This window comes from Fluviicola sp., assembly GCF_039596395.1.
GTDB lineage: Bacteria > Bacteroidota > Bacteroidia > Flavobacteriales_D > Crocinitomicaceae > Fluviicola.
The window spans coordinates 349093-373068 of record NZ_JBCNJT010000004.1 but is presented as its reverse complement, the minus strand read 5'-3'; the positions used below and the strand labels follow the sequence as shown (position 1 = coordinate 373068).

The 23976-nt window shown below is 43.4% G+C and carries 22 protein-coding genes and 2 tRNA genes; 8 read left to right on the top strand and 16 right to left on the bottom strand.

Annotated elements, in window-relative coordinates:
• The first annotated feature begins 3 nt into the window (after positions 1–3).
• The 3 genes from ABDW02_RS19290 to ABDW02_RS19280 are packed head-to-tail and all read left to right on the top strand — an operon-like array spanning position 4 to position 3417.
• A complete protein-coding gene (locus ABDW02_RS19290; RefSeq protein ID WP_343637534.1) occupies positions 4–1146 on the top strand; it encodes a TonB family protein in 1143 nt (380 codons plus the stop codon).
• Between the two features lie 3 nt (positions 1147–1149).
• On the top strand, positions 1150–2277 hold the full coding sequence (locus tag ABDW02_RS19285; RefSeq protein WP_343637532.1) for an energy transducer TonB: 1128 nt from the start codon (positions 1150–1152) through the stop codon (positions 2275–2277).
• Between the two features lie 3 nt (positions 2278–2280).
• Positions 2281–3417 carry an energy transducer TonB gene (locus tag ABDW02_RS19280; RefSeq protein WP_343637530.1) on the top strand — a complete coding sequence of 379 codons (1137 nt, stop codon included), beginning with the start codon at positions 2281–2283 and terminating at the stop codon, positions 3415–3417.
• Between the two features lie 100 nt (positions 3418–3517).
• On the opposite strand, the gene ABDW02_RS19275 is transcribed toward ABDW02_RS19280, so the two are convergent.
• Together ABDW02_RS19275 and ABDW02_RS19270 are read right to left on the bottom strand one after the other, a co-directional pair.
• The gene (locus ABDW02_RS19275; protein WP_343637528.1) at positions 3518–4279 is read right to left on the bottom strand and encodes an alpha/beta fold hydrolase; all 762 of its coding nucleotides are present in this window, start codon (positions 4277–4279) and stop codon (positions 3518–3520) included.
• A gap of 28 nt (positions 4280–4307) precedes the next feature.
• Positions 4308–4823, bottom strand: coding sequence for a heavy-metal-associated domain-containing protein (locus ABDW02_RS19270; protein ID WP_343637526.1), 516 nt, complete (start codon positions 4821–4823; stop codon positions 4308–4310).
• Between the two features lie 226 nt (positions 4824–5049).
• Here ABDW02_RS19270 and ABDW02_RS19265 point away from each other — a divergent pair, with 226 nt between their 5' ends.
• Entirely contained in the window at positions 5050–5565 is a 516-nt protein-coding gene (locus tag ABDW02_RS19265; protein WP_343637524.1) for a DUF2480 family protein, read from the top strand.
• Here the strand turns inward: ABDW02_RS19265 and ABDW02_RS19260 are convergent.
• The gene (locus ABDW02_RS19260) at positions 5552–6163 is read right to left on the bottom strand and encodes a polysaccharide deacetylase family protein (protein ID WP_343637523.1); all 612 of its coding nucleotides are present in this window, start codon (positions 6161–6163) and stop codon (positions 5552–5554) included. The genes ABDW02_RS19265 and ABDW02_RS19260 overlap by 14 nt on opposite strands.
• 11 nt (positions 6164–6174) lie before the next feature.
• On the bottom strand, positions 6175–10338 hold the full coding sequence (locus ABDW02_RS19255; RefSeq protein ID WP_343637522.1) for a DUF2723 domain-containing protein: 4164 nt from the start codon (positions 10336–10338) through the stop codon (positions 6175–6177).
• Positions 10339–10521: 183 nt separating this feature from the next.
• Between ABDW02_RS19255 and ABDW02_RS19250 the strand changes: the two genes are divergently transcribed.
• A tRNA-Gln gene (locus tag ABDW02_RS19250) sits at positions 10522–10594 on the top strand.
• A 107-nt stretch (positions 10595–10701) separates the two neighbouring features.
• Here ABDW02_RS19250 and ABDW02_RS19245 read toward each other — a convergent pair.
• From ABDW02_RS19245 to ABDW02_RS19220, 6 genes are all read right to left on the bottom strand, one after another.
• Positions 10702–11427, bottom strand: coding sequence for a hypothetical protein (locus ABDW02_RS19245; RefSeq protein WP_343637521.1), 726 nt, complete (start codon positions 11425–11427; stop codon positions 10702–10704).
• 24 nt (positions 11428–11451) lie between these two features.
• Positions 11452–11643 (bottom strand): hypothetical protein, encoded by a 192-nt coding sequence (locus ABDW02_RS19240; RefSeq protein ID WP_343637520.1) that lies wholly within the window; start codon positions 11641–11643, stop codon positions 11452–11454.
• Between the two features lie 440 nt (positions 11644–12083).
• The gene (locus ABDW02_RS19235) at positions 12084–13145 is read right to left on the bottom strand and encodes a hypothetical protein (RefSeq protein WP_343637518.1); all 1062 of its coding nucleotides are present in this window, start codon (positions 13143–13145) and stop codon (positions 12084–12086) included.
• A 264-nt stretch (positions 13146–13409) separates the two neighbouring features.
• Positions 13410–13691: a hypothetical protein gene (locus ABDW02_RS19230; RefSeq protein ID WP_343637516.1), complete on the bottom strand. Its 282-nt coding sequence runs from the start codon at positions 13689–13691 to the stop codon at positions 13410–13412.
• Positions 13692–13732: 41 nt separating this feature from the next.
• Entirely contained in the window at positions 13733–13906 is a 174-nt protein-coding gene (locus ABDW02_RS19225; RefSeq protein ID WP_343637514.1) for a hypothetical protein, read from the bottom strand.
• 3 nt (positions 13907–13909) lie between these two features.
• A complete protein-coding gene (locus ABDW02_RS19220) occupies positions 13910–14389 on the bottom strand; it encodes a hypothetical protein (RefSeq protein WP_343637512.1) in 480 nt (159 codons plus the stop codon).
• 59 nt (positions 14390–14448) lie between these two features.
• Between ABDW02_RS19220 and ABDW02_RS19215 the strand changes: the two genes are divergently transcribed.
• Complete coding sequence (locus tag ABDW02_RS19215; RefSeq protein WP_343637510.1) at positions 14449–14673, top strand: helix-turn-helix transcriptional regulator; 225 nt, start codon at positions 14449–14451, stop codon at positions 14671–14673.
• Here ABDW02_RS19215 and ABDW02_RS19210 read toward each other — a convergent pair.
• Complete coding sequence (locus ABDW02_RS19210) at positions 14670–15896, bottom strand: phage integrase SAM-like domain-containing protein (RefSeq protein WP_343637508.1); 1227 nt, start codon at positions 15894–15896, stop codon at positions 14670–14672. The two genes, ABDW02_RS19215 and ABDW02_RS19210, sit on opposite strands and share 4 nt — an antisense overlap.
• 147 nt (positions 15897–16043) lie before the next feature.
• Between ABDW02_RS19210 and ABDW02_RS19205 the strand changes: the two genes are divergently transcribed.
• A tRNA-Gln gene (locus tag ABDW02_RS19205) sits at positions 16044–16116 on the top strand.
• Between the two features lie 384 nt (positions 16117–16500).
• Here ABDW02_RS19205 and ABDW02_RS19200 read toward each other — a convergent pair.
• Both ABDW02_RS19200 and ABDW02_RS19195 read right to left on the bottom strand, forming a co-directional pair.
• Entirely contained in the window at positions 16501–16656 is a 156-nt protein-coding gene (locus ABDW02_RS19200) for a hypothetical protein (protein ID WP_343637506.1), read from the bottom strand.
• Between the two features lie 395 nt (positions 16657–17051).
• A complete protein-coding gene (locus ABDW02_RS19195) occupies positions 17052–18611 on the bottom strand; it encodes a PQQ-dependent sugar dehydrogenase (protein WP_343637504.1) in 1560 nt (519 codons plus the stop codon).
• A 114-nt stretch (positions 18612–18725) separates the two neighbouring features.
• On the opposite strand from ABDW02_RS19195, the gene thiL reads away from it, so the two are divergent.
• On the top strand, positions 18726–19763 hold the full coding sequence (gene thiL, locus ABDW02_RS19190; protein WP_343637503.1) for a thiamine-phosphate kinase: 1038 nt from the start codon (positions 18726–18728) through the stop codon (positions 19761–19763).
• A 55-nt stretch (positions 19764–19818) separates the two neighbouring features.
• Here the strand turns inward: thiL and ABDW02_RS19185 are convergent, their stop codons facing one another.
• The 3 genes from ABDW02_RS19185 to ABDW02_RS19175 are packed head-to-tail and all read right to left on the bottom strand — an operon-like array spanning position 19819 to position 23845.
• Positions 19819–20112, bottom strand: coding sequence for a hypothetical protein (locus ABDW02_RS19185; RefSeq protein ID WP_343637501.1), 294 nt, complete (start codon positions 20110–20112; stop codon positions 19819–19821).
• Positions 20113–20147: 35 nt separating this feature from the next.
• Complete coding sequence (locus ABDW02_RS19180) at positions 20148–23063, bottom strand: two-component regulator propeller domain-containing protein (RefSeq protein ID WP_343637499.1); 2916 nt, start codon at positions 23061–23063, stop codon at positions 20148–20150.
• Positions 23060–23845 carry a response regulator gene (locus ABDW02_RS19175; protein ID WP_294672508.1) on the bottom strand — a complete coding sequence of 262 codons (786 nt, stop codon included), beginning with the start codon at positions 23843–23845 and terminating at the stop codon, positions 23060–23062. The genes ABDW02_RS19180 and ABDW02_RS19175 overlap by 4 nt, the downstream gene beginning before the upstream one ends.
• Between the last annotated feature and the right edge of the window lie 131 nt (positions 23846–23976).

The window sequence follows — 23976 nt, the reverse complement described above, 5'->3', positions numbered from 1 at the left end:
GCTATGAGAATTCTGCTTTTTTTTATCCTTGTAACGAGTTCATTCACTTTTGGCCAATCTGCCAAAAAGCTGAATCTACAACTGCGGACTGAATTGGTTGCCGAACAGGAAAAGCAGGATTCTGCGTTTGGGGAATTTTCAAAAGAGAAAACGAGGTTTCAACGAACTGAAAAAGAACTGGAGCAATACATCAAAGATTCCTTGTTTGAGAGAAATCAGAAATTAAAGGAGTTGCGTTCTTCCATTCGCGGATCATTACGAACATTGAAAGAGTTGGAAATAGATACTAAAGACGTCTTTCCTGATGATCCCGATTTTGATTCACATCCCAAATACTCAGTCATCAAAACACACTTACTTTTAGCTTCAGAAAATCCCGTGAAGTTCCTGGATGTATCTGAAGAGGATACGGATTGGAAAGGATTGAAATTGAAGGAGCAGAACGAGGTGTTAAAGGAGAAAATTAAGAAGTACCAAACTTATGCGGCGTATAACCGGATTTATTTTCAGGATCAACTCAATGATATCCGGGAAATAGAAGCTATTCGCCCGCAGGTAGATTCATTAGCCAGAGTGTATGACGCATTGAGTTTGGCCTTGGAGGAGAAAGCAGCCTTGCTGGAAAAGCGCATATATACCGCACGTGAAAATTATCGGGCAAAAGGACCAAAGGGTTTTCCGGATGCTTATAGCTATGTTTTCCCGGATGTGCACCCTGTTATACACGAAGTGCACGATAGGAAGCCTGGTGATGAAACAGGGTATCCATCACAGATTACTGCATGGGAATCCAAAGAGGTTCCGATTGTGGTAGAAGAACTCGATCTGAGGATTTATGATATTGTGGATGAAGTGGCTTCGTTTCCGGGTGGGACGGGTGAATTAAAAAAATACCTGGACGAAAAATTAGTGTATCCGGCCGGCGCTTTGGAAAAAGGGCTTTACGGAAAAACGTTCCTGAAATTTGTGGTGTCTAAGAGTGGCAAGATTTCAGATGTGGTACTGAAGAGGGGAGTTCCGGATTGTCCGGAATGTGATGAAGAGGCCAAAAGGTTGGTCAAGTCCATGCCGGATTGGATTCCTGCCAAGAAAGATGGAAAAAACGTACATTCGTATGCTTATTTACCTGTCACATTTAGACAATAGCACATGAAATCACTATTCTTTTCACTGCTTATTATCGGAAGTTTTACTGTTTCCGCGCAATTACCGAAAAAACAACGCAGGTTACTTACAGCGGATTGTGCATTGGAATACCAAAAACAGGAAGAAGCAATCGCTGTTTTCAGCAAGTCAAGGGCTGAATTTGATTCGGTTAAAATGCTGGCCAATAGTAAGATCCTCTCTTTGGAGAACGGTGCGAAAAAAGTATTGGACCGTTTCACCACCTATTCCGGACTTCTTTACCAGGTAGAGCAATTACAGGCAGAAGTTCCGCCGCTGCTCCATAGTTTCAAACCGGGTGAATCTCCTGTTCCTTATTTGTTCATGGAACCACTTAAAAGCACACTTGCCACCACGTTTGTATTTGAGAAAGTGCCGGAAAAGACGGATATGGGTGATCTGAGCGTGAAGGAGCAGAATAAGGTGTTGAAAAAGAAATTGGAAGAATACAAACGTTATTCGCTTTCAAATGCAATTCGACTGGAAGAAATGAAAGCAACTGCAGCGCGAATCAAAGCTTTTTTGATGTTTGAGGATTCCGTGACGCGGGTTTACACTTCACTTGCAAATGATCTCACTTCAGACAGTTGGAAATTACAGGACCGGTTGAACCAGGAGGAAGACAAATTCCGGAAGAAAGGGCCTGCAGGTTTCCCGGAAGCTTACTTTTTGGTTTTCCCGGAAGTTTTCCCGGGGTTTATTCCCACAAGGCCAGAATCCATAGCGAATAATGCCACCATTCAGGAAGTGATTAAAGAATACCCGCCGGATATGGTAGTTGAGCACAATGATCCGGAGATTTTTGAGTGGACAGAAGATCCTGCTGAGTTCCCGGGTGGAAAAGAAGCATTGGACCAATTCATTGCCAAAAACCTGGAATACCCGGTCAGCGTAAGGGAAGGAATTGTTTTCGGGAAAGTAGTAATGAAGTTTGTAGTTTCCGTGAAAGGAGAAATTTCCGCCATTGAAGTCTTAAGAGGAATTCCCGGGTGCCCGGAATGTGGCGAAGAGGCCGTTCGCTTAATCAATAGCATGCCGAATTGGACTCCCGCAAAACATCAGGGAAAAGCCGTAAGATCGTATATGCGCTTGCCCGTAAACTTTGAATTATAAGTTATGAGATCACTCGTTTTTTTAATGTTTCTTCTTGGAAGTGTACACACTTTCGGTCAATCCGCGAAAAAGCTGAACAAAAAATTGTTGGCTGAACTCGCTGAGGAAGAACAAAAGCAGGATTCTGCTTACCTGGTATTCACGAAGTCGGAAGTGGAATACGATTCCATTCGAGACCTGGTGAGAAAAAAGATCAGGACTGTTTCAATGGAAGAACAGGAAGTTCGAAATTTATGGGATGACTTTTTGCAAGTAGATAATCAATTAAAAGGCCTTGGAGTGAGTTCCGAATCTGTGATTGGTAATTATCCTCAAAAAGAGGATGGATTTCCGAAGCATCGGGATGTTATTGCACCGCTGAAAAAGACCTCTGACAAAAAAGTAGCATTTGAAAAAGTAAGCCCTTTCTTTTTTGTTGATAAGGCTTTTAAGCTTAAAGAGTTGAATCCGTTGTTGAGCGAAAAGTTGGACGAATATCGCCATTATGCTAAAATGAATGCAGTGAAACAGGACCAGATGGAACGAAGTATCCGGGAATTTGCCTTTTTCTCCCCCAAATTGGATTCATTGTCACATATTTATCAATTGTTAGCCGACGAAGTAAGGACGAAAGGAGGAAAACTGCATGACAAACTGGATGAGCTGCGTAGCAATTACATTGCCAAAGGGCCCAAAGGTTTCCCGGAAGCGTACCGGAAAGTCTTCTATGATGCATTTCCACCGCCGCAATATGAAACGATAGAGGAAGCGTTGAAAAATAACCATTCTGAACTGGCGGAACGGTATGATGAAGTAGGTCCTGCTGAACCGGAATCCAGAATTTATGAGGAAACAGACGTGGAGGAATATGCGGATTTTCCCGGCGGATGGAAAAGAATGAAGGAGTTTATCTCTACGAACTTGCGTTATCCTGAAAAGATCAAAGAAAAAGCTCTTGAAGATCGCGTAATGTTGAGGTGCGTAATTTCCGAAACCGGCAGTATTTCAGATATCCGGGTTGTAAAACATTTCCCCGATTGCAAAGAGTGTGACCAGGAAGCAATCCGCGTGGTCAAATTAATGCCGGATTGGATCCCGGCAAAATTTAAAAGCAGACCCGTGAAATCATATGTTATGATCAGCGTGTGGTTTAAATCGTAGACACGCAATGCGTCGTATCCCGACGTAATTCGTTGTGTACAAATAATTGATCATTGTCAAATTGTGATCACATTTACAAATCGAAATCGATCAAAACATTTCAACGCAACAAAAATTCCAAAACGGCATTCATAAATTCCTCCGGCTGTTCTGCGTGGATCCAATGTCCCGCATTTTCAATCGTTACAAAGGAAGAATCCGGGAATTGGTTTTCAATATCCGGAATGTCTTCGTCGATGACGTAATTGGACATTCCGCCGCGGATAAATAAGGTTTGTACCAGGACTTCCTGTTCCGGAAGTGCTTTCAGGATGTTCGGCATTTCTTTTTCCAGGACTTTTACGTTCATGCGCCAGGCCAGTTTCCCCTTTTCAATCCAGTACAGGTTTTTCATGAGGAACTGCCGCGTTCCGTTTTCCGGTACGAAAGGAAGCAATACTTCTTCTGCGGCCGAACGTGAATCCATGGATGTTGCGTTTAACGCCGCAATTCCTGCCAAAATTTGCTGATGATGAGGTGGATATCCTTTGATTCCCATGTCTACAACGATCATTTTCTCGATCGTATCGGGATAAAGCTGTGCATAACGCATCACGGTTTTTCCACCCATGGAATGGCCGAGCAGGTTCACCTTTTCCAACCCAAGGTCGGTGATCAGTTCGTGAAGGTCTTCGGCAAGGAGGTCATAGCTGAAATCATCACTCCAGTCTGTGTGACCGTGATTGCGCTGATCGACTAAAATAACCTGGAAATAATCCGAGAAACGTTTGGCGTGGGTTTGCCAGTTGTCTGAAGAACCAAAAAGTCCGTGAAGGATAATCAACGGTTTCCCTTCCCCGATAATGCGATGCTGCAATTTCATGCTGCAAAACTACGAATCCGCTTTGTTTTTAGCTGAGTAAGTGCGAAAAAAAACGGAAGATGTTCGGCATTTCCCAGTTTGCTTCGGGAACTTCTACGTTGATTCGGGTAGTTTTCGTTTCCGTAATGGTTGTGGTGGAAGGACTTCCCGTTTTGGTTTCTCCTTCGATATCCGTAGAACTCGATTTCCCGGTAGTAAATTGTTTGTCGTTGATTGTTTCAATAATCGAAACAATTTTATCCGCGGAAATTTTCGATTTGTCAAAAGTAATGTAAGCGGTGTTGGTCTTTCTTCCGGATTCGAAATCGTAGGAAACACGGTCCACAGCTCCTGTTTCTTTCAATGCCATCCGGATAGAACCTCCGCACGCATGTTCACAGCTCATCCCTGAAACCTCGATTGCCAGTTTGCGGTCGGCATGTACCGGGTCCAGTTTTTGAGTGACAACTTTCTTCTCAATCTTGATGATTTTCTTTTCCGGAGTGGAAGAGCAGGAACCCAAAACCAATACAGTTGCCAGTCCAAGTATAATCGAGTGTTTCATGGTTTAACTTTTGTGTGGCGTAAAATTACGCGAAAACGAAACACCCCTTTCACTAATTTTTGTTAAAATAGGCCAGTGCCACCGAACTTTAACATGAGAGAGGAAGCGCTGCAGCAACTGAAAATGAAGCGTTGTACGTGTGAACTCCTTCAGACCTATGGTGAACGATCAAATAATTCGTAATTCAACATGCGCAATTCGCAATTAATAGCAGTAATTTTGTACCATGTCTGAAATAGTAAATAAAGTAGCACAAAGCGGATTAATAGCAGTTGATCTTGCTGAATATTGTCCGAAGAATTCTGAGTTTGCAGGTTTTGATTTCGAGCCTTCCCTGTGGCAGGGACTGGTACTGAAAGAAAAGGATTTCCGCGATTACGTCAAGAATTTCGATTGGAATCAATTCCAGGATAAACACGTGTACTTATATTGCTCGGCGGATGCAATTTTGCCTTCCTGGGCATTCATGCTGGTCAGCTCCAAATTAGTGGGAATTGCAAGCTCGGTTACGATCGGAACTTTAGCCCACGCCAGACAGAAAGCTTTGGAATTGAGCATCGAGAAATTGGATATTGACCAGTTTGTTGACGGAAAACTGATTGTGAAAGGATGCTCCGATATTCCGAACCCGGAAGCGGCCATGTCGCAGTTCCTGGTGAAAGTTCAGCCGGTTTGTTCCAGCATCATGTACGGAGAACCTTGTTCCACCGTTCCGATCTACAAAAAACCTAAGCAGAAATAACTTCCGGACGGAACCCTTTTTCTTCCAGTAACCGGAATAATTGCGGCAATAATTCTTTTTGCCGTTCCACAATCTTTGCATTGTCATGGAGAACGAGGATTTCACCTTGCTTGATACGTTTTGCCTCTGCAAGGATGCGTTCATTGCTGACGCTCAGGTCGTAATCGTAAGAAAGCCACGACCACATAATGATTTGGTGCGTTTTAGCGATCTCTTTTGCAACACCCGGCTTGATTCTTCCATAAGGCGGACGGAAGAGTTTCGTAGGATACGTGGCTTCGAATTCCCTGAAAGATTCCAGGTACAACTCATTTTCCGTTTTCACCGAATTCAAATGCTTCATGGTGTGGTTTCCCACCGCATGTCCTTCCGAAAGGATGCGCTGAAATAATTCGGGGTATTTGATCACATTCTGGCCGACGCAGAAGAAAGTAGCTTTCCAGTTGTATTCCTTCAGCAGGTCCAATACAAAAGGAGTGATTTCCGGGTTGGGGCCGTCATCAAATGTAATGAAAACTACCGGCCCGGAAACGGAAAACCTCCACCTTAACCTTGGAAAAACCCAATTCGTTAAGCGTGGAGGTTTAAATAATCTCATTTACAGGAATTTTACCCGACAATCGGTTCACTGTCCGACTCAGCGCCTTTTGGCAATGTTTCAGGCAGAATTCCTTCAGGTCCTGCCGGCATTCCCGGAGTTTGTTTTGCCGGAGCGGATGGAACCTGTGTTCCTGTCAGCTGGAATGTAAAGTCAATCGCATTCATAGTTCCCTGTAAACGCGCTTTCTTGATTGCAAAGTTTCCGTCAGTTCTGCTTTCACCGTTTTCCAGTGAAAGTTGGTCCAATTCGTTGTAAATGCGTGCAAGGTCTACGTTGTAAAGCTCTTCCAATCCTTTGGTAGTTCTTGCAACCAATGGGTTATTCTTCGATGCGATACGCTCATCACCTGCAAATTTGTGCAGGGTTGCGTAGTTGATCACCGCAGAGATGTAATCCATATCGTTGGATGCCGCAAAGTTTGCAGGGCTGTTTTTAAAGTAACCCATAATGCTTTCCAGTTGGCGTGCAACTTCAGCTCCCAGTTTTTCAGCACCCGCTTTGTCTCCGGCTCTGTAAAGAAGACCTACATAATCCTGCAGAACTCCATCCTGGAACTGTTGGTATTCCACACCGTTCGCATCTTTGATCGAACCGGCCGGGCTTGGTCTTTCGCCGTAATCCAAAACGACATCAGCAGGCATTACTTCCAGTGATTTGTGAATCACCTCAGCAGCTTTCTTGCGCAATTGAGCAGTTGTCATTCCCATCGTTCCTTTGAAAGAATTCTCCAGGGAATCTGCCACTCTTGCCTGACCGGAAGCACGCAGGTTTTTCAACATAGGGCCATATTGCGTTTTGCTCATTTCCATTTGCTCCGCTTCGATCACGTAGTGTTCAGCCAATTGGGCAAACATCGTTCTGAACTGAACCGTTTGTCTTCTTGCGTAGTAATCCGTCAATACTTTCGGATCGTTCATTTTGCCGTAGTGGTAAGTCTGCATCAAATGCTTGAACATCAATTTTTCATTAATCGGAGTTTTACCTTGTGCAAGGATCGGGGTGATTTCCCACGCCATACCGTTTGTGCGTAAGTGTCCGCTTTGGTACATAGCCGTAGAAACTTCCGTGTTACCCGGAGATGTGAAGTACATCGGGCGTTTCCAGTCGTTGTGTGCCAACATGTCCAGGATCATGATGTCCGATTTGGTAATCGCCTGAACAGATCTTGAATTGAAACGGAAACGGATCTCATCTTCGCAATTCGCCAATTCATCTTTGGAAATGATTTGGGATGCCAATGCATTTTTCTTATTTACCGGAAGGATGAATCCGGTACTTGGAATCACTCTCAGGGAAGCAGTTCCGTACTTGATCATGTTGTCATCGTTCTTCATGAAAGCGATAACCTCTTTCAACGGAAGGAATGACCAGGTTTCTTCCCAGGTATTCAGGATTTCCTGCATCGTTTCCAATCCTTTTACATCAGCTTCCAGTAATTGGTTTCTGTATCCTTCGAATACTTCCAGTACACCGTTCTCCATGCTTTCGATTGTTTCAACGGAAGCAGAATCAGCACTTGCATTCTGGAATACCTGGCGGATCTCGTTGATGCGTGGCTCGTAAGCGGCATCTTTTGCTTTTACACCCGCCATAACGGTAGCACCCGCATTGGCAAAACTTGTAAAGGCTTGTTTGAACTCAGCAGGGCTGTTTTTTACTTTGATCTTGAACAGGTTCTCAACTGTTTCGCGGTTGATTCCCTGGTTCAGCATACGTGTCGTAGACAAGAAGAATGCCTGGTCCGTTCCACCTGCCCACTGAAGGATCTGGTCCTCTCTGAAAGTGATAGGGAGCGGTTCAGAATCGTACATTTTCATTTTCATCTGGTTGGTATACCAGTCCGTATCGAATAAGCTGGTGTTACACACACGCACATCCGTACGTTCGCCTTCCACTTCCTGTAAATACCAAAGCGGGAATGTATCGTTATCTCCCACAGAGAAGATAATTCCGTTTTTAGCACAGGATTGAAGGTAGTTGTATGCCAAATCATGAGCGGAAGACTTGTTGGAACGGTCGTGATCATCCCATCCTTGCTCACCCATGATGTAAGGAACAAATAAAGTAAGAATTGTAAATAAGGATGCTGCGACAGTACCGTTAGGCAGGGCTTTTCGTAAGCCATAAGCTATTCCGAGTAATACCAGTCCGATGATTGCGATTACCAGCCAGGTAGTTAAAATGATACCACCTCCTGAAAGTGCGAAAAATGAAATGAAAATCGTTAATGCTCCGTAACCGATCAGCATTTTCTTCCAGTCTTCTTTCTGGAAATTTTTGTACGCATCGTATAAAGCCAGAACACTCAGTCCTATCCAGAATGCGAAAGCATAGAAGGAAGCTGCATAAGCGTAATCACGCTCACGTGGCTCGAACGGTTTTTGGTTCAGGTAGATTACAATGGCGATTCCTGTAAAGAAGAATGTCAGGAATACGATGAATGCATCTTTCGGAGCTCTGTAGAAGTGGAAAACCACCCCGATTACTCCAAGAACCAGCGGAAGCATCCAGAAATTATTGTGTGCCGGATTTTCCAGCGTATAGTAAGGAGCATGTTCCTGGCTTCCCAAACGCGCATCGTCAATGAAAGAGAACCCGGAGATCCAGTTTCCGCGCATTTCATCACCATGTCCCTGGATATCATTCTGACGGCCTGAGAAGTTCCACATGAAGTAACGCCAGTACATCCAGTTCATCTGGTAACTGAACATGTAGCGCATGTTTTCGCCGAAACGCGGAAGTCTTAATCCGTCCTCACCGTTCTCATCGGAATCCCTTACATCCGTAGGGTCATATCCAGACCAGTTTTTGTAGGCAATAATTTTCGGATCGTTCGGATTTCCGGAAGTATAATACATACGAGGCAGGAAGGTTGTTTGAGCATAAACCTGCTTGCTGTTTTTTCGAACACTTTCGTTGCTGGAAAAATACTTCTCTTTCACCGAGAAGTTGCTTCCTTTGGATTTTGCCCAATCCGTTGCCTCTTTTTCAGTCATGAAAGCTTTTGCATCCAATCCTGTCTGGTCGTTTTCAACTACAAAGCGGCGTAGGTAGAAAGGTGCGGCATCCTCGTATTCACTTTGATCTGCCGGAAGGGAGTTCCAATAATTCCCGTTCAGGATAGGCCATGAACCGTATTGTTCACGTTTCAGGTACGCGTGAAGCGTTACCAGGTTTTCCGGGTCGTTTTCATCCAAAGGCGTGTTTGCATTCGAACGGATAACAATTACCGCAAAAGAACCGTAACCGATTAACAGGAATGCCAAACTCCACAAAGCAGTATTTAAAATAGGTTTTGCTTTTCTCTTCGCATAACGGAAAGCCCACATAAAAGCCCCGATCAGCAATAAGAAGAAGAAAATGGTTCCGGAGAAGAAAGGTAAACCGAATGAATTCACGAAAGCAACCTCGAAAGAAGAAGCCAATGCTACGGATCCCGGGATGATTCCTTCCTGTACGAAAGCAAGTACTACTACAGAAATCAAACCGGTCAGGATAATTCCTTTCAAAGTGGTTTTTTCCCACAAGTTAAAGTACATTACAAAAGCAATTGCCGGTACTGCGAGTAGCCCCAATAAATGGACCCCGATCGCCAAACCGAACATGAACCAGATCAGGATCATCCAGCGCATCGGAGATCTTCCGTCTTTGATTTCGCCGTGCTTGATACCGATCATTTCTGCGTCCCACTTCAGGATCATCCAGAAAATAGCTGCAGTAAACAAAGAGGACATCGCGTAAACTTCCCCTTCAACGGCGGAGAACCAGAAAGAATCTGAGAAAGTATAAGCCAAAGCTCCCACAACTCCCGCTCCGATCGTAGCGATCTGGTCACCTCTCGACCAGTCTCTGTTGGTGCGTTGCATGATCTTCTTACCAAACATGGTGATTGACCAGTACATGAATAAAATCGTGAATGAACTGCACAAAGCTGAAAGGCGGTTGATCCATACGGCAACCATATCAGGCTCTGCGAAGAAAGAGAACAAACGTCCAAGTACCATGAATAACGGTGCGCCCGGAGGGTGACCAACTTCTAATTTATTTGCGGCTGTAATGTACTCCCCGCAATCCCACAATGAAACGGTATCTTCAATGGTCAGGAAATAAACAATCGTTGCGATTAAAAAAACAAACCAGCCCGTAAGGTTATTCAGTTTATTGTAATTCATGATTTACTTTGAAAGTTTGACTCGCGAAGTTATAAATATATTGGCACGATTCCGCATAGAAAGGTTGAAAAATGCTAAATGAATGAAATTCAATGTTTTTTCCACTTTTTCGTTTAAAAACACCAATTTTTTTACTCCTTTTCTTGGATGGAAAGAATTTAGTATTAACTTTGCCACCGCAATTGACCCATGGTGTAACTGGCAACACGTCTGATTTTGGTTCAGAAGAGTCTAGGTTCGAGCCCTAGTGGGTCAACAGGGAAGGAGTTCAGAGATGAGCTCCTTTTTCTTTTATTACTCAGAAGTCATGCGAAGGTTCATTCACGGTGATTTTGACTAGGTCCGCTGGTTGGTACAGTTTGGTTAACTTTCAGACATTCCATTTCCCGGTAATGCACCTATAACGTCAAGCATTGCGGTTGTAAGTGTCATCGTGTAAATAGTGTCGTAATCAGCTTTTGTGAATTCAGTAATATCTGCCATTCTTTCTGTCGGGTTTGAGTTTACGGTAAGTTGAAATCCGAACGGCCGATGAACAATCTCTGACATGTTAATAATACTTCCATTTGCTTGTAAAATTGTACTAAGCCCATTGTAACGGCAGTTCTTAGATATGGTGGTGAAAATATGAACTCGATATTGTTCGGGCAAATCTTTACATTCCCTATCCAGTACAAATTTTCGTAAGCCTAGATCATCTGTGAGTACGTTACCATTCGCGCACATAAACATGGCAACGATTTGTTTCATAACATTCAACGGCTTTATCTGGAACTTTAACTCATTTACTCGATATAAGTCTTTCAATTCTCTGAAGTTATTCATGCATTGTTCAGCAAACTCTGCATAATCTTTAGCGTACCAATTGCCAGTATTGTTGTTGCAACTTGCACATAGACAATGTCTACCGAACCCTTGATTTGCTCTTCTATTCTTGCCATACTTATGGCTCGTACTAACAAATACTTCCTCATGTCCTTGAACCAGCTTAGGTTTTGAATTGAATGCAGACTTTGGAGGTATGTGTTCATACGTTAGAACTCCATACGTACCACAAATACTGCATTTTCCTTGTATTTTCTTTGCCATTTTGTGTATCAACTTATTCTAAAGTTAGAGATTTAAGTTATACGCTTCCATCGCCTCCACACTCACAGGGTAGAAATCCAGCGGGTACTGTTTACTGTTCTCTTCGGTAGTGACAAGGAAAACGCCGTTGTCTGAAATAATCTGTACGAGAGAGTCTTCTAACATCGTTGCGGTAATGCCATCCATCACCTCTGCATAAACTAATTGTGTTTTCATGATATGTGTTTTTTGAGTGTAAACTGGGGGTGGATCACTTCTCCACGAAATGACAACAGGAACCAATCCCGCCAAAATCCGAAGCCGGGGCGGTTTGCAGATTAGCCCATCAGTGCGGGTGTCAAGCCTGAGTTTAAAAATGGGGAGGGGTAGAATGGAAAGTTCAAACAGTAGCAAAAGTGTCAATCTCTCGTGCTTTTGGGGTGGGGGGATATCACTCTGATGGCTGGGTCGTGATTTGTGCAGAGTATGTCTCTTTGAATGTTTTCTCCCAACCGTAGTCGTAGTTCCCTAACAAATTCAGAATGGTGGAAGATTATAGGAACGGACGGAGGTTGGGAGAATTAGAAGTTGAACCAAAATTTGAACTAAAATTTCACCTATATAATATGGTACAGGTAGAAAATCAGAGCATTTTTTGGTTCAACTTCTCAGTAGATTTAGGCTAGCTTTTCCATCAACCGTCGTACAGTTGACGTCGGTATTCCTGTTTGGTCAGCTATACGTTGTTTAGACAACCCACTATTCAAAAATGGTCTTAATACTTCCAAACGTGGGTCAGGCTCCTTGTTCGCCAAACGTTTTTGCTTACTTTTCGCTGACTTTTCCAATTTACGGGCCTCGGCAATTTCAGCTTTGAAAGTTCGATTGAACCAGCTACAGTATTCCTCAATGTAAAACTTACATAGTGAGATTGTTCCACATTCTACTGGTTTGTAAGAAGTATGACCCAATGATCGTTTTGTAGTCTTGAAAGCCATTTTCAGAAAGTGACGTCTGCGGTACTTAGTGGTTTCAACCATTCGTTTGTATTTTGCAAGTAAATTGGCCTGCTCCTTGCGCAATCCATTGAGTGAGGAATCTATAGGGTCACGCAACAGATCAAAATTGGCTCCAGTGATTTGTCTGTTCTTCAACTCCCTATCTAGTTCTCGAAGTTCTGAATCCTTGGTTTTTATCCTTTTAGCTACTTCTTCTAGTGATTGCAAAATAAGCCTCGGCGTTGAGTTGCTCATCTTCACCTTGTCCAATAGTGATGCATTGTGATAGCTGATACGTTCAGCTTCTTCTTCCTCCAACACTTCCAGATAACAATCGAATAGGTACTTGTCAAACTCTGTGCGATGTGTGAATTCGTTGATTTCCTGAAGTGAGTAGACCAGTTTAGTGAATGTTTTAAAGATTTCTGCGTCAGTAATTCCAAGTCTTTTCCCCTCAACTATGTAGTAGGACTTTGTGTGAATTACTTGATAAGTAAATTCACTTTTTTGCTGGTTGTAGGACCATGTAGTTGAGGATATTGGTCTGTTGTAGTAGTCCAACTCGACAGATCTTGTGTTGGTTGTTGGACTTACTCCTGTGCGCTTAAAGTCGAGTTTCAGTGGGGTTTTGGTACAGTTTGCGTTGATTCGCTTCTTGATGTCAGACGCATTCGCCTTAATTACTTGAGGGTTTTCCTCGTTTTTGCGATTTTTCATAAATGAAAAAATAATTTGCTCCATCTGTGCGATGAATGATTAATTTTTTCATTTTAGTCGAAATCTAAGGGCATTGTGACAGAACTCACTTTGCCTTTTGTGTTTTATAGCCGTTGCTATCTTACAAAGAAAAACACAGTATTTGGATTGACCAAGGGCCATTGGGTATTTTCTTCAAGGCGAAGGGTCTTACTTATTATTGAATTTAAAGGATTGCAGTTTCGACCCATTGGCAAAACGCTACAAAAGGGCAAGATTTCGGGTGGTACAAACTCTGTGTGCTGAATCTTAGGGGCGGACTTCCAACAACTCATTGTACAGAACTACCGCACGATTGCGAATCTCCTTTGCTGTCAGGTTGATCGGATAGGTAAGCATGGAATCGTGGTAAACGTCCAGCCAGTTGTCCGGTATCATTCCGTGTTTGTAGCCCATCATTTCGGCGATTACTAAGTCCAGTGAAAGGGTGTACCTGTCGTTTTCCGTTAACCCGATACTGTTCAACCCGCTCAATAATTGATTGTGCTTTATGTCCTCCGCTATCAAAGCTATAATTCGATCTCTCTCCATACCACAATTTTATAGAGTGGTTTTGGGATTTTCAAACGTTTTCAGAGGTTTTTGAACAGGTAAACTGCGAGTATGACACCCGCAATTTTCCCCATCCATCCGTACAGTTTGTTTTGTGGCGAATTGGCATCACCTTTCCCGAACACCGCGTACAAAATCCCACCAATGATAAACTCACCACCAAAGTAACCGAGTATTCCGCAAAGAAATATCATGGCTTATCGACTATAATAACGAACCCAACGGTTTAAATTAGGGGCGTAAACCTCCGTAACCATTTCATTCGGACTTATTCCAACGACCTTATAAGTAGTATTTGGTTCTGTGATAATGCCAACATCAGTTGAATAATTGAACCAACCGAGCGACTCATGCAGAGAAAAATATCTGTCTATTGATTCCCCTGAAATGACGCCTGTTTCCCTGTAAACATTCCTATTTCCGTAGGTGTCTATAGATTTAAACTCAATAGTTATGTGACTATTGGGATAATAGGTAGTATTCACGTATGATTCGGGTGAATGGTCACCATAGAATCTAATACTGTCCAGAGACCATGTGCCTATCATTTGAACACCCCATTCTCCTGGCTCATCAACTGTTGTAGGTGGTGGAGGGTTTGTAGGTTCGGACTTTTCCTTTTTGCAGGATACAACTGCGATAGAAACACAGAAGAGCATAAGTGGTATTCTTTTCATAATTAGTGAATTAAGATTTGTAAAAATTAAATACTTACCGTTCGGTCATTACAAAAGTAATGCATCGTCCTGACTTTTCGGTCATGGAGAACGGAGAATTATTGCTGACCATAGCAAAACGGCTTAAAGAATTGAGAAACAAGAAGGGAGTAACCCAAGAAGACGTGTACAACGACACCGGAATTCATGTGGCGCGGATAGAACAGGGAAAGCGTGATATTTCATTTACCACTCTTTGTAAATTGGCTGACTACTTTGGTGTTGACCTTAACGGATTTCGTTAGGCGACACTTTGCTTAAAGAACTGGTGTCCGCTCATCATTCCCGCGTGTTCCTCCTTCGTTACCCGCACATACTTTAAAAATACCTTCTCCGTAGTGTGTCCTGTAATCGCCATGATCGCCAAAGTCGGAACTCCTGCCTTGTAAGCGTTAGTAGCGAAACTTCTGCGGGCGCAATGTGAAGAAACCCATTCGCATTTTGCCTTTGTCGTCCGAACCTTTTTACCTCCGATGGTTCTGGTGGTTGTTATGGGTTCATCCAGTCCGGCAATCCTGCACACTTCCTTGATGTATTCGTTGAACTTCTGGTTCGACATTACCCGTGGCTGACCATCATATTTGTCAAGCACTCTTTTTGCTTCAGGGTGCAACGGGATAATTACCTCCTGATCTGTCTTTTCCGCCCGTACCTTGAACATTGTACCATCGTTGATAAGATACTCTTTGGATAGCTTGGAGTAATCCTGTGAACGTACCCCCGTGTAGCAAGCAAGTAGAAATAAGTCCCGCACATTGTCCAGGTGTTTGTTTGGCATGATCGTGTTACGAATGGTTCGTAGTTCGGATTCGTTCAGGTAAATGGTATCCGCTTCCTCTGCCGGTTTCTTGAACGACCTGCTAGTGAAGATCATGTTGGTATGCAAACTGTCTTCGTACGCGGCATTCATCCAAGTTTTCAGGTTCTTGACGATGTTTCCTAATGAGTTGGTAGAGAGATTAAGTTCTTTCATTCCGTACGTCATCAGGGAGTTGTAAAATGCATGGTCAATCTTGTCGAATGTCAGCTTTACCTTCTTCAACCGCTCGTACTCCTCAATCTTGTTTAGCGAGCAGTAGAATTGTTTGATGGTGCTTTCCTTTCGCAACTCTTTCACACGGTCGATGTACTTGCGGACGTAGGTTGTTAGTCTCTGCTCGTTCTCATTAGAAAACTCGGGGTCGGTCAAACGGGTTCGTATTTCCTTCACCGCGTCCGTGAGATTGTCTTTGGTTAATGCTCCGTCCTTTTGCAACGTGCGAACCTTCGCCAATATCTCGGATTTGAAATTGTTGATGAGAATGTTGGTTTCCGGTGCGTCCGATGTACCCTGTACGGTTTGTGTCTTCGGGTTGAACCTGCCTTCTTTGATAGTGATTCCCAATGTGCCTTTTACGCGCAATTTGGAAACGGTGATGTCTGCATACAAGTACAGCATGCCTGATTTCTGTCTGATAGTGACCTTCATAATACTTGATTTTGTTGGTCTTTTCGCAGGGACAACTGGGGACGATTATGGGTACACTTTTTCCCAAATGACACAGAACTATTGCCGCAGGATGAAAGTGTCGGAGAAGGGCTCTTTTGTGGCTTTTTGTTGGTTAGATTGGAAAACTGACCCATGGTGTAACTGGCAACACGTCTGATTTTGGTTCAGAAGAGTCTAGGTTCGAGCCCTAGTGGGTCAACAAAAAGAAAAGAGCATTCAAAGTAATTGGATGCTCTTTTCTTTTTCCTCATTCTCGTTCTGTTTCTCATTCCGATGTGCTATTTTCTTTTTGCAGAGCGAGAATTGAGAATGAGAATGATGACATCATTTCTCGTTTCTCTTTTAAAGAGGTATTAAGGGGGGAAGAAATTAAGAAAAGCCGATTTTATAACGTAATTTGGTATTTCCTGGTGAATTTCTAATTTGATCGAATAAAAAATAATCAGGTTAAATAGAAGGTTGGTCTGTCTTCTCATTTTGTTTCTATTCTCTTTTCTAATTCTTTAACGTCTAGCCACTTCTTTTTCCCTTATCTTAACCTTGAAATCAAAAACGAGGGGTATGAAAAAGCAGTTTTATCTGGCTAAAGAGCAGAAGTTTTGTCCGGCGTGCGGAACGCCGTTGCAGGAAGGGCACGCGCAATGCCCCAATCCGACTTGTCCGACCAATCAGCCACCGCCGGTTCATTAATTGGTAGTAAAGAAATGAATAAAAGCCCGGTCATTGAGTGTCTACGCATCGCGCGTAGCATAGGCGCAGCCTGTTCGATATGCCGGGCTTTCTTATTTTTCATCCCGATAACCAGCATTGAATTTTTGTAATTCCTTAACTTTTTCCGTTTTTTTTTCTTCCTATTTTAGAGATAACAGAAAGGCACAACGAATCAGAAGTCAATTCTGATCTCTCTATATACTAAGCTTCATTCAGGAATTGGATGAAGCTTTTTTATTCCGGTCACTAATAGAAACATCCATACATAATGCAACCACATAGAGCCATAGATCACATAGTTAATGTATAATTAATTTAAAAAACTATGTGCTCTATTGTGAACTATGTGGTTGAAATAAAATTGCTCTATCGAAGATAGAGATTCTATTATACCTGCTTCCCGTTGGAGAAATGATACCTGATTTACTCCTTCACAAAATTCTGGATGCGTTTCATACTCTCCGACTCATACTGAAACCAATACAGCCCCGACGATAAATACGATAAATCCAGGTTCATAAATAGGGCTTCGTCTCTGATCTCTTTCAGTTTTGCTCCCCGGTAATCAAAGATTTGGAGCGTGTATGGCTTGTTTTCCGGGAGTTCCAACTGTACCGTTCCCGATGAAGGATTCGGAGCGATCTTTAAACCAATATTCGGATACGGAACAACCGGCGGCTCTACGTAGGTATAAACCGTGATTTTGTCTGTTGCCGAGCTTGCTCCTCCGTTATTGACCAGGTAAATTTTCTTCCCGTCGGGAGAAACGGCAATATCGCGTAACCGTCCATTTAATTCCTGATCTTCGGCAAAATATTTTTGAGGATTCGGGTTCTGAGAGGTTGAAGCGGCAATCGTTCCCTGGGCATTTAATTTGAATTGGTACAGTTCCATATCGGTGTTGTCGCCCTTCTTTAAAGTCACCAGCAAAATGCTGTTCGTCCATTGCGGGATCGAGGTGCTTTTGTAGTAAATACCGTCCGAAGGTGCAACGGTGCACCAACTGGATCCGACGTTCGAAACAGGAGTTGGCACTGCACAGATAGAGTAAATGGGTTCTACCAAATGGTCGTTCGCAATTTGCGGATGCGGAACATAATTCGAGACATACGCTGCTTCTCCGGGAAAATTGTTATCGTCGTGATAACCATGCACATCTTTCCAGCCGTAATTCATTCCCTTTTCCAGGATGTTGATCTCGTCATCTGTCTTGTCGCCGTGTTCAATGTCGTAAAGAATGTCCAGGTTGGTGTTGTAGACCAGGCCTTGCGGATTGCGGTGTCCGCGGGTGTAAAAGGAGTTACCCGGAATCGGGTTGTCGGTGGGAATGCTTCCGTCCATGTGGAAGCGGTGAACTTTTCCGTTGTCTGCCGCCGGGTCCTGGGCAAAATTATTCGGGTTGTCTGTCGGAGGATTGTAACAGGAGGTATTGCTGGATCCGTGATCGCCTACTGTGACAAACAAATAAGGGATCGTATTCTGTTTGATAGCCAGTAATCTTCCACCCAAATGATCGTAACCGGTAGAAATTCCCGTAACAATGTCCTGGAAAGCCACAACCTGCTCTGTGTTCGGGTCCCATTCAAGCCTGCGGATTTTAAAACGCGTGGCAGGGCTTCCGGATGTTCCCGAATTGTAAGAATACATGAAATAAATAAAGGAAGATCCGGGAGTTTTAAAATCAGGGTGCAGGGCCAGTCCTAATGTTCCGCCTCCGATTCCCAGAGCCGGACAAAGCACGGAGTTTTCCAGCGGACTTCCACCGAAGTAATCAATTGCGACATAAACTACGGTCTTGTTTCCGGTTTCCGGGTCGATTCTGGAAACGGTTCCGCTGCTTTCGGTTACCCATAGCATGGAGTCCGGGCCGTAAAATAGTTCCCAGGGAGTGGAAACGGGTGTCGGAAGTTCAGACCGTGTAAAGGTTTGGGATTTTCCCGCAAAAGAAGTTATTAGAAGGAGCAAAAACACGAAATGCTTCATGATCGATGGAGTTGATGCCTAAAAGTACGATTTTCAGGCTTCGATAAGGAGATTTTGTATTCAAATACAGCTTCTTTTCTGTAAAGTGTATCTTTGTACTATATATTAGAATACATGTCGGAAGAAAAAAGAACGGACCTGGAATCCCTGGGTGAATTTGGAACGATTGATTTATTGACGAAGAATTTTTTGATTACAAGAGAATCTACTGCTTTTGGAATCGGAGATGACGCAGCTGTACTGGAAAGAAACGAAGAGCAGTTTACTTTGATCTCAACCGATATGCTGGTTGAAGGAGTTCATTTTAACCTGATGTATGTTCCTTTCAAGCATTTGGGGTACAAATCCGTTGCGGTAAACTTGTCGGATATCGCAGCAATGAACGGAACTCCGGAGCAGATCACGGTTTCAATCGCTGTATCAAACCGCTTTCCGTTGGAAGCTCTGGAAGAATTGTACGATGGGATCCGCCTGGCTTGTCAGCATTATAAAGTGGATTTGATCGGTGGTGATACCACTTCTTCGAGATCCGGCCTGGTAATCTCTGTGACTGCAATCGGGGTAGTGGATAAATCCAAAATCGTTTACAGAGCAGGGGCGGGAACCAATGATTTGTTGGTTGTCTCCGGAGATTTGGGGGCTGCTTACGTCGGATTGCAGGTATTGGAGCGCGAGAAAAGCGTGTTCGAAGCAAATCCGGATATTCAGCCCGACCTGGATGGAAAAGATTACATCATTCAACGGCAATTGAAGCCGGAAGCGCGATTGGATGTGATCAATTACCTGAAAGAGCTCGATGTTGTTCCTACATCCATGATCGATGTTTCCGACGGCCTGGCATCTGAGGTCCTGCATCTTTGCAAAGCCAGCAATAAGGGAGCCATGGTTTACAATGCAAAACTTCCGATCGATTCATTGACATCCACTACAGCAATTGATTTTAACCTTGATCCGACAACCTGCGTGTTGAATGGAGGCGAGGATTATGAGTTGCTGTTTACCGTTGCTCAAAGTGATTTCGATAAGATTAAAGGAAATCCGCACATGACTATTATCGGTTATATGACAGATGCGAGTGAAGGAACTTATTTGGTCGATACGAATGATTCGTTAATTCCTTTGAGAGCTCAGGGATGGAATCACTTTCAATGATCCGTTCAGAAATGATAACACAAAAAAAATCCCGGTTCATTGAACCGGGATTTTTTTATTTATTGTCTTTCTGATCTTTCTTTCTTAGTGGATCGGTGATGTCTCCTCCGTTTGGATCCGGATCGTTTGGATCAACCGTTGGATTTGTATTTGTTCCGCCTCCGTTGTTTCCACCCAGAGCATTAGGAGTTCCGCTTCCGTCAGGAGTTGGAGTTTCAACCGAAAGGTTTTTCACTTCAGTTGATGATGAGTCCATGCAACCACCTTCCCCTGTTCTTGGGCGGATGTCAGCTTTTTGACAAGCTGCAAATACGACTAATAATGATGCTATAAGTGTTATCTTTTTCATATCGTAAAAACGCATACTGAACAAATATAAACTATTTAATCATTGATTTCCAAATTTTCATAAGGAATTTTGATTAAAACGCGCGTTCCCTTGATTGAACGGTCCGGATTCGTCATCTGAAAGGGGCCGATCAACTCATAATCCTTATTCCACATCTGGCGGATCAGGTCTATTCTTTTCGATGTAATCTCCATTCCCTGGGACTTGTGATCTCCTTTAAACCTGGCTTTTTTGTTCAAACTGTAATCAATTCCGATCCCGTTGTCGTCAATGCAGATTTCCAATTGATCACCCAGTGCTTTGATCGTCACCACGATTTCTCCTTTCTTGGTCTCATCCGGAAGAATTCCATGGATAATACTGTTTTCCACGAATGGCTGAAGGAGCATGGCAGGAACGGTTACCTGTTCGAGGTCAATATCCTGGTTGTCAATTTCATAAGTGAACCTGTCTTTGAAACGCATCGCTTCCAGGGAAAGGTACAATTCCAGGCGTTCCAGTTCTTGTTGTAAAGTCACCACATTATCTCCTTCCGAAGCACTGTCGAGGTTCTTCCGGATCAATTTTGCAAAGCTGGTCAAATACCTGTTCGCAGATACCCGGTCTTGCGTATTGATAAAATACTGGATGGAATTCAGTGAGTTGAAAATGAAGTGACGGTTCATACTGGCATTCAGGGATTGCTGCTCCAAAGCAAGCAAACGCGACTTGTTCTCCAGGTTGATCTTGTAGTTCCGCTCTCTTTCCCGTTTGATCTGAAGCCTGAAATAATACCGGATCCCGAAGGCAATTGCTACGAAAACCACGATATAGAACCACCAGGTTCGCCAAAACGGCGGAGTGATGGTAATGGCAAACGAACTGATGTCCGAAATTTTCTTTGTTCCCGAAATTGCGCGGATTTGCAAGGTGTAATTTCCCGCATCCAGGTTGGAAAGAATGATCGTAGGGTTTAGAGTAGGAGGTGACCACTTGTCTGATTCTCCCTCCAAACGGTATTGAAAAGTAACCGATTCGGGATCTTCCATCGAAATACCGTCCAGGTCAATAATCAGGTTGTTCTTGGAATAATTGAGTTTCAGTCCGCTGTAAATATCCGAAGGATTGATTTCGCGGTAATTTACAAGCACACGGGCAATGTTCAGCTTGGGAGCAAAGTCGAAGAACCCGTTTTCCGAACTGAATTGAAGTTTAGCAAGTCCGTCACTGGTTCCGAACCAGAAATTGCCGTCTTCATAAATCGAAGAATTGATGTTTGATTCCAGGTTGATCAACCCGTTGTTGGTGCCGATGTGCTTGACCAAAACTTGCGAATTTTCGCTGTTCTCAAAAACATACAAACCGTCATTCGTTCCCACGAAAATGTGGCTTTCCACCCGGTGGATGAAATTGATGAAGCGCGCACCGCTTTTCGAACTGTAGGAAACATCCTGGAAGTTGATCCCGTCGAAAATCACTAACCCGTTTTCCGTCCCGATCCAGACGCGGTTATCCACATCTGTTTCGATGGAAGCAATACTTGCCTTGAATTTCTTCAGAAGTTTCTGTGTTTTTTTAGCCAGGTTGAGTTCGTATAACCCTTTGGAGGTTGCCACCAGGATATTGGAATAATACAATGTAATATCCCGTATATTTCCGTCTTTATTGATGTTGAACTTGAAATTGGAGTAGTGGTGCAGGGTGTTGTTCTCAATGTAGCCCACACTTTCTTCTCCTGCCACGATCAAGCGGTTTTTGAAAGGTTTTAACACCCGGAAGGTAGTCGAGAAGTTTTTGGAAGGATAGTTTTTGGGAGCAGATTTAAAATCCCAGCTGAAAATTCCCATATCGGTGGCAAACCATGCCAGTCCGTTGAAATATTCAATGTCCCAGACAGTTGTTGCCGGAACCGGAATGTTCTCGCAAACGCCCTGCAGGTTCATTTTAAAAGCTCCCTTGTCGTACGAACCGAAGAGGTAGCTGCCGTTTTTGAGCTTTGTTCCCGAAAGGATCAGGTCGGAGGGCATGCCCGTTTTTGTGGAATAGATCTGCAGGTTTTGATTGGCAAAGCGGATCAATCCTTTTCCGTCACTCCCGAACCAGATATTTCCTTCGTTATCCTGGAAAGAACAATTGATCGCTTTTACAGGGAGTCCGTTTGCTTCGTTTAGATTCAACTGGCGCATTTGAGGAGATAAACGGATCACTCCTTCAGGTGAAGACAGCCAAAGCTGGCCCGACTTATCGTTGTTTAATGCACCGATGTAAAGATCGGTCGATTGAACCGGGATCGAATCGAATTTTTTGAAGGTGAGATCGGATCTGAACAATCCTTCAAAGGAAGTGGAAATAAAAACGGTGTTTTGCGTCAGTGCAATCCCGGAAATCCGGCGGTCTTTAAATGCTTCTATGCGGCTGAAATTAGTCAGGTCGCTGGTGAAATACAATCCGTCCCGGGTACCTATATATAGTTTCCCGTTAATAATTTCCAGGTCCCTGCAGGTGGAAGCGTCCGGGTTATTCAGGGCTATTTTGGAAATATGCCCGTTTGAAATAATATACAATCCGCTTCCTTCGGTGGATGCAATGATCTTTCCGTGGTACTGGATGAAATCCGTCACAATGACCGTGCGGTTATTGTCTCCAAGCGAATAGGTTTGTGCCTTGTTGTTTTTAATTTGGGTGATTCCGCCTTCATGTCCTACCCAAATGGTCTTTTGGATGAACTGCAAACAGGAAATCCGGTTGTTGAACAAGCCTTGTTCAAGCGGAAAAGTCGTAAAGGTTTTCCCGTTGAATTTCGCCAAACCACCCAATGTTCCGACCCAGAGATAACCGTCGTCATCCTGCGTGATGCATTGGACTTGTGATTGCGGAAGGCCCTGTCCGTTGGAATAAGTAATGAAAGAATAGTCTTGCGCCATTCCGATAGCAGAAATGGCTGCAAAAACCAGTAATAAGAGTATCCTCATCCTTCTTTCAGCATTTTTACAAAATCAGTTACGCGGTTTCTTGCAACAGGAATGCGAAGCCCGTTTTTCAGAACGGCAAAGTGACCGTCTTCATTGATGTATTCAGCTAAATTGTTGAGATTGATAATATGTGATTTGTGAATCCGGAAGAATTTCGCGGGATTCAGGATGTTTTCGTAAATCTTCAAAGTTCTGGTGTCCAGGTAACGTGTTCCGTCGTTGAAATAGATTGTGGTACAGTTTCCGCTGGCTTCCAGGTGTGAAATCGTATTGTCTTCCACAATTTTCAATCCTTTGGTGTGGCTGATCGCAATGCGGTTATTCGGTTTATTGCGAAGCAGCTGGTCTGACAAGTTGCGCAGACTGCGGAAGTAAGTCACGTAATTTTCAGGATCCTGCCCGAATACGTTGTTTGCTTCTACCAGTTTTTCAACTGCAACTCTCAGGTCGTCAATATCGATCGGTTTCAACAGGTAGTAAACAGCACTTGCATTGAAAGCGCGGATGGCGTAGTCTTTAAACGCCGTAACAAATACTACCAGGAAGTTTTTTTCTTCTACTTCTTCCAGCAATTCAAATCCTTCGGCACCGCTTGGCATGCGAATATCCAGGAAAACCACGTCCGGTTTGCTGGCAGTTATCAATGCCTTGGCTTGTTCTTTCCCGGAAGCTTCACCGATTACTTCGATTTCCGGACAGAAATCATCCAGCATCATGATTAAATTTTTGCGTGCGTATTCTTCGTCATCAATGACTAAAGCGCGAAGTCTTTTCGGTTCCATAATGTAGTTTGTTACTTGTTCTTACCGACAATTTACGAGTTCTTATAAATTGAGTTTTTGTTTTCAAACAGAATATACTCAGAATTGAACTGTTAAAATATGCTGGTTGGGTGTATAATCAACAATTAATA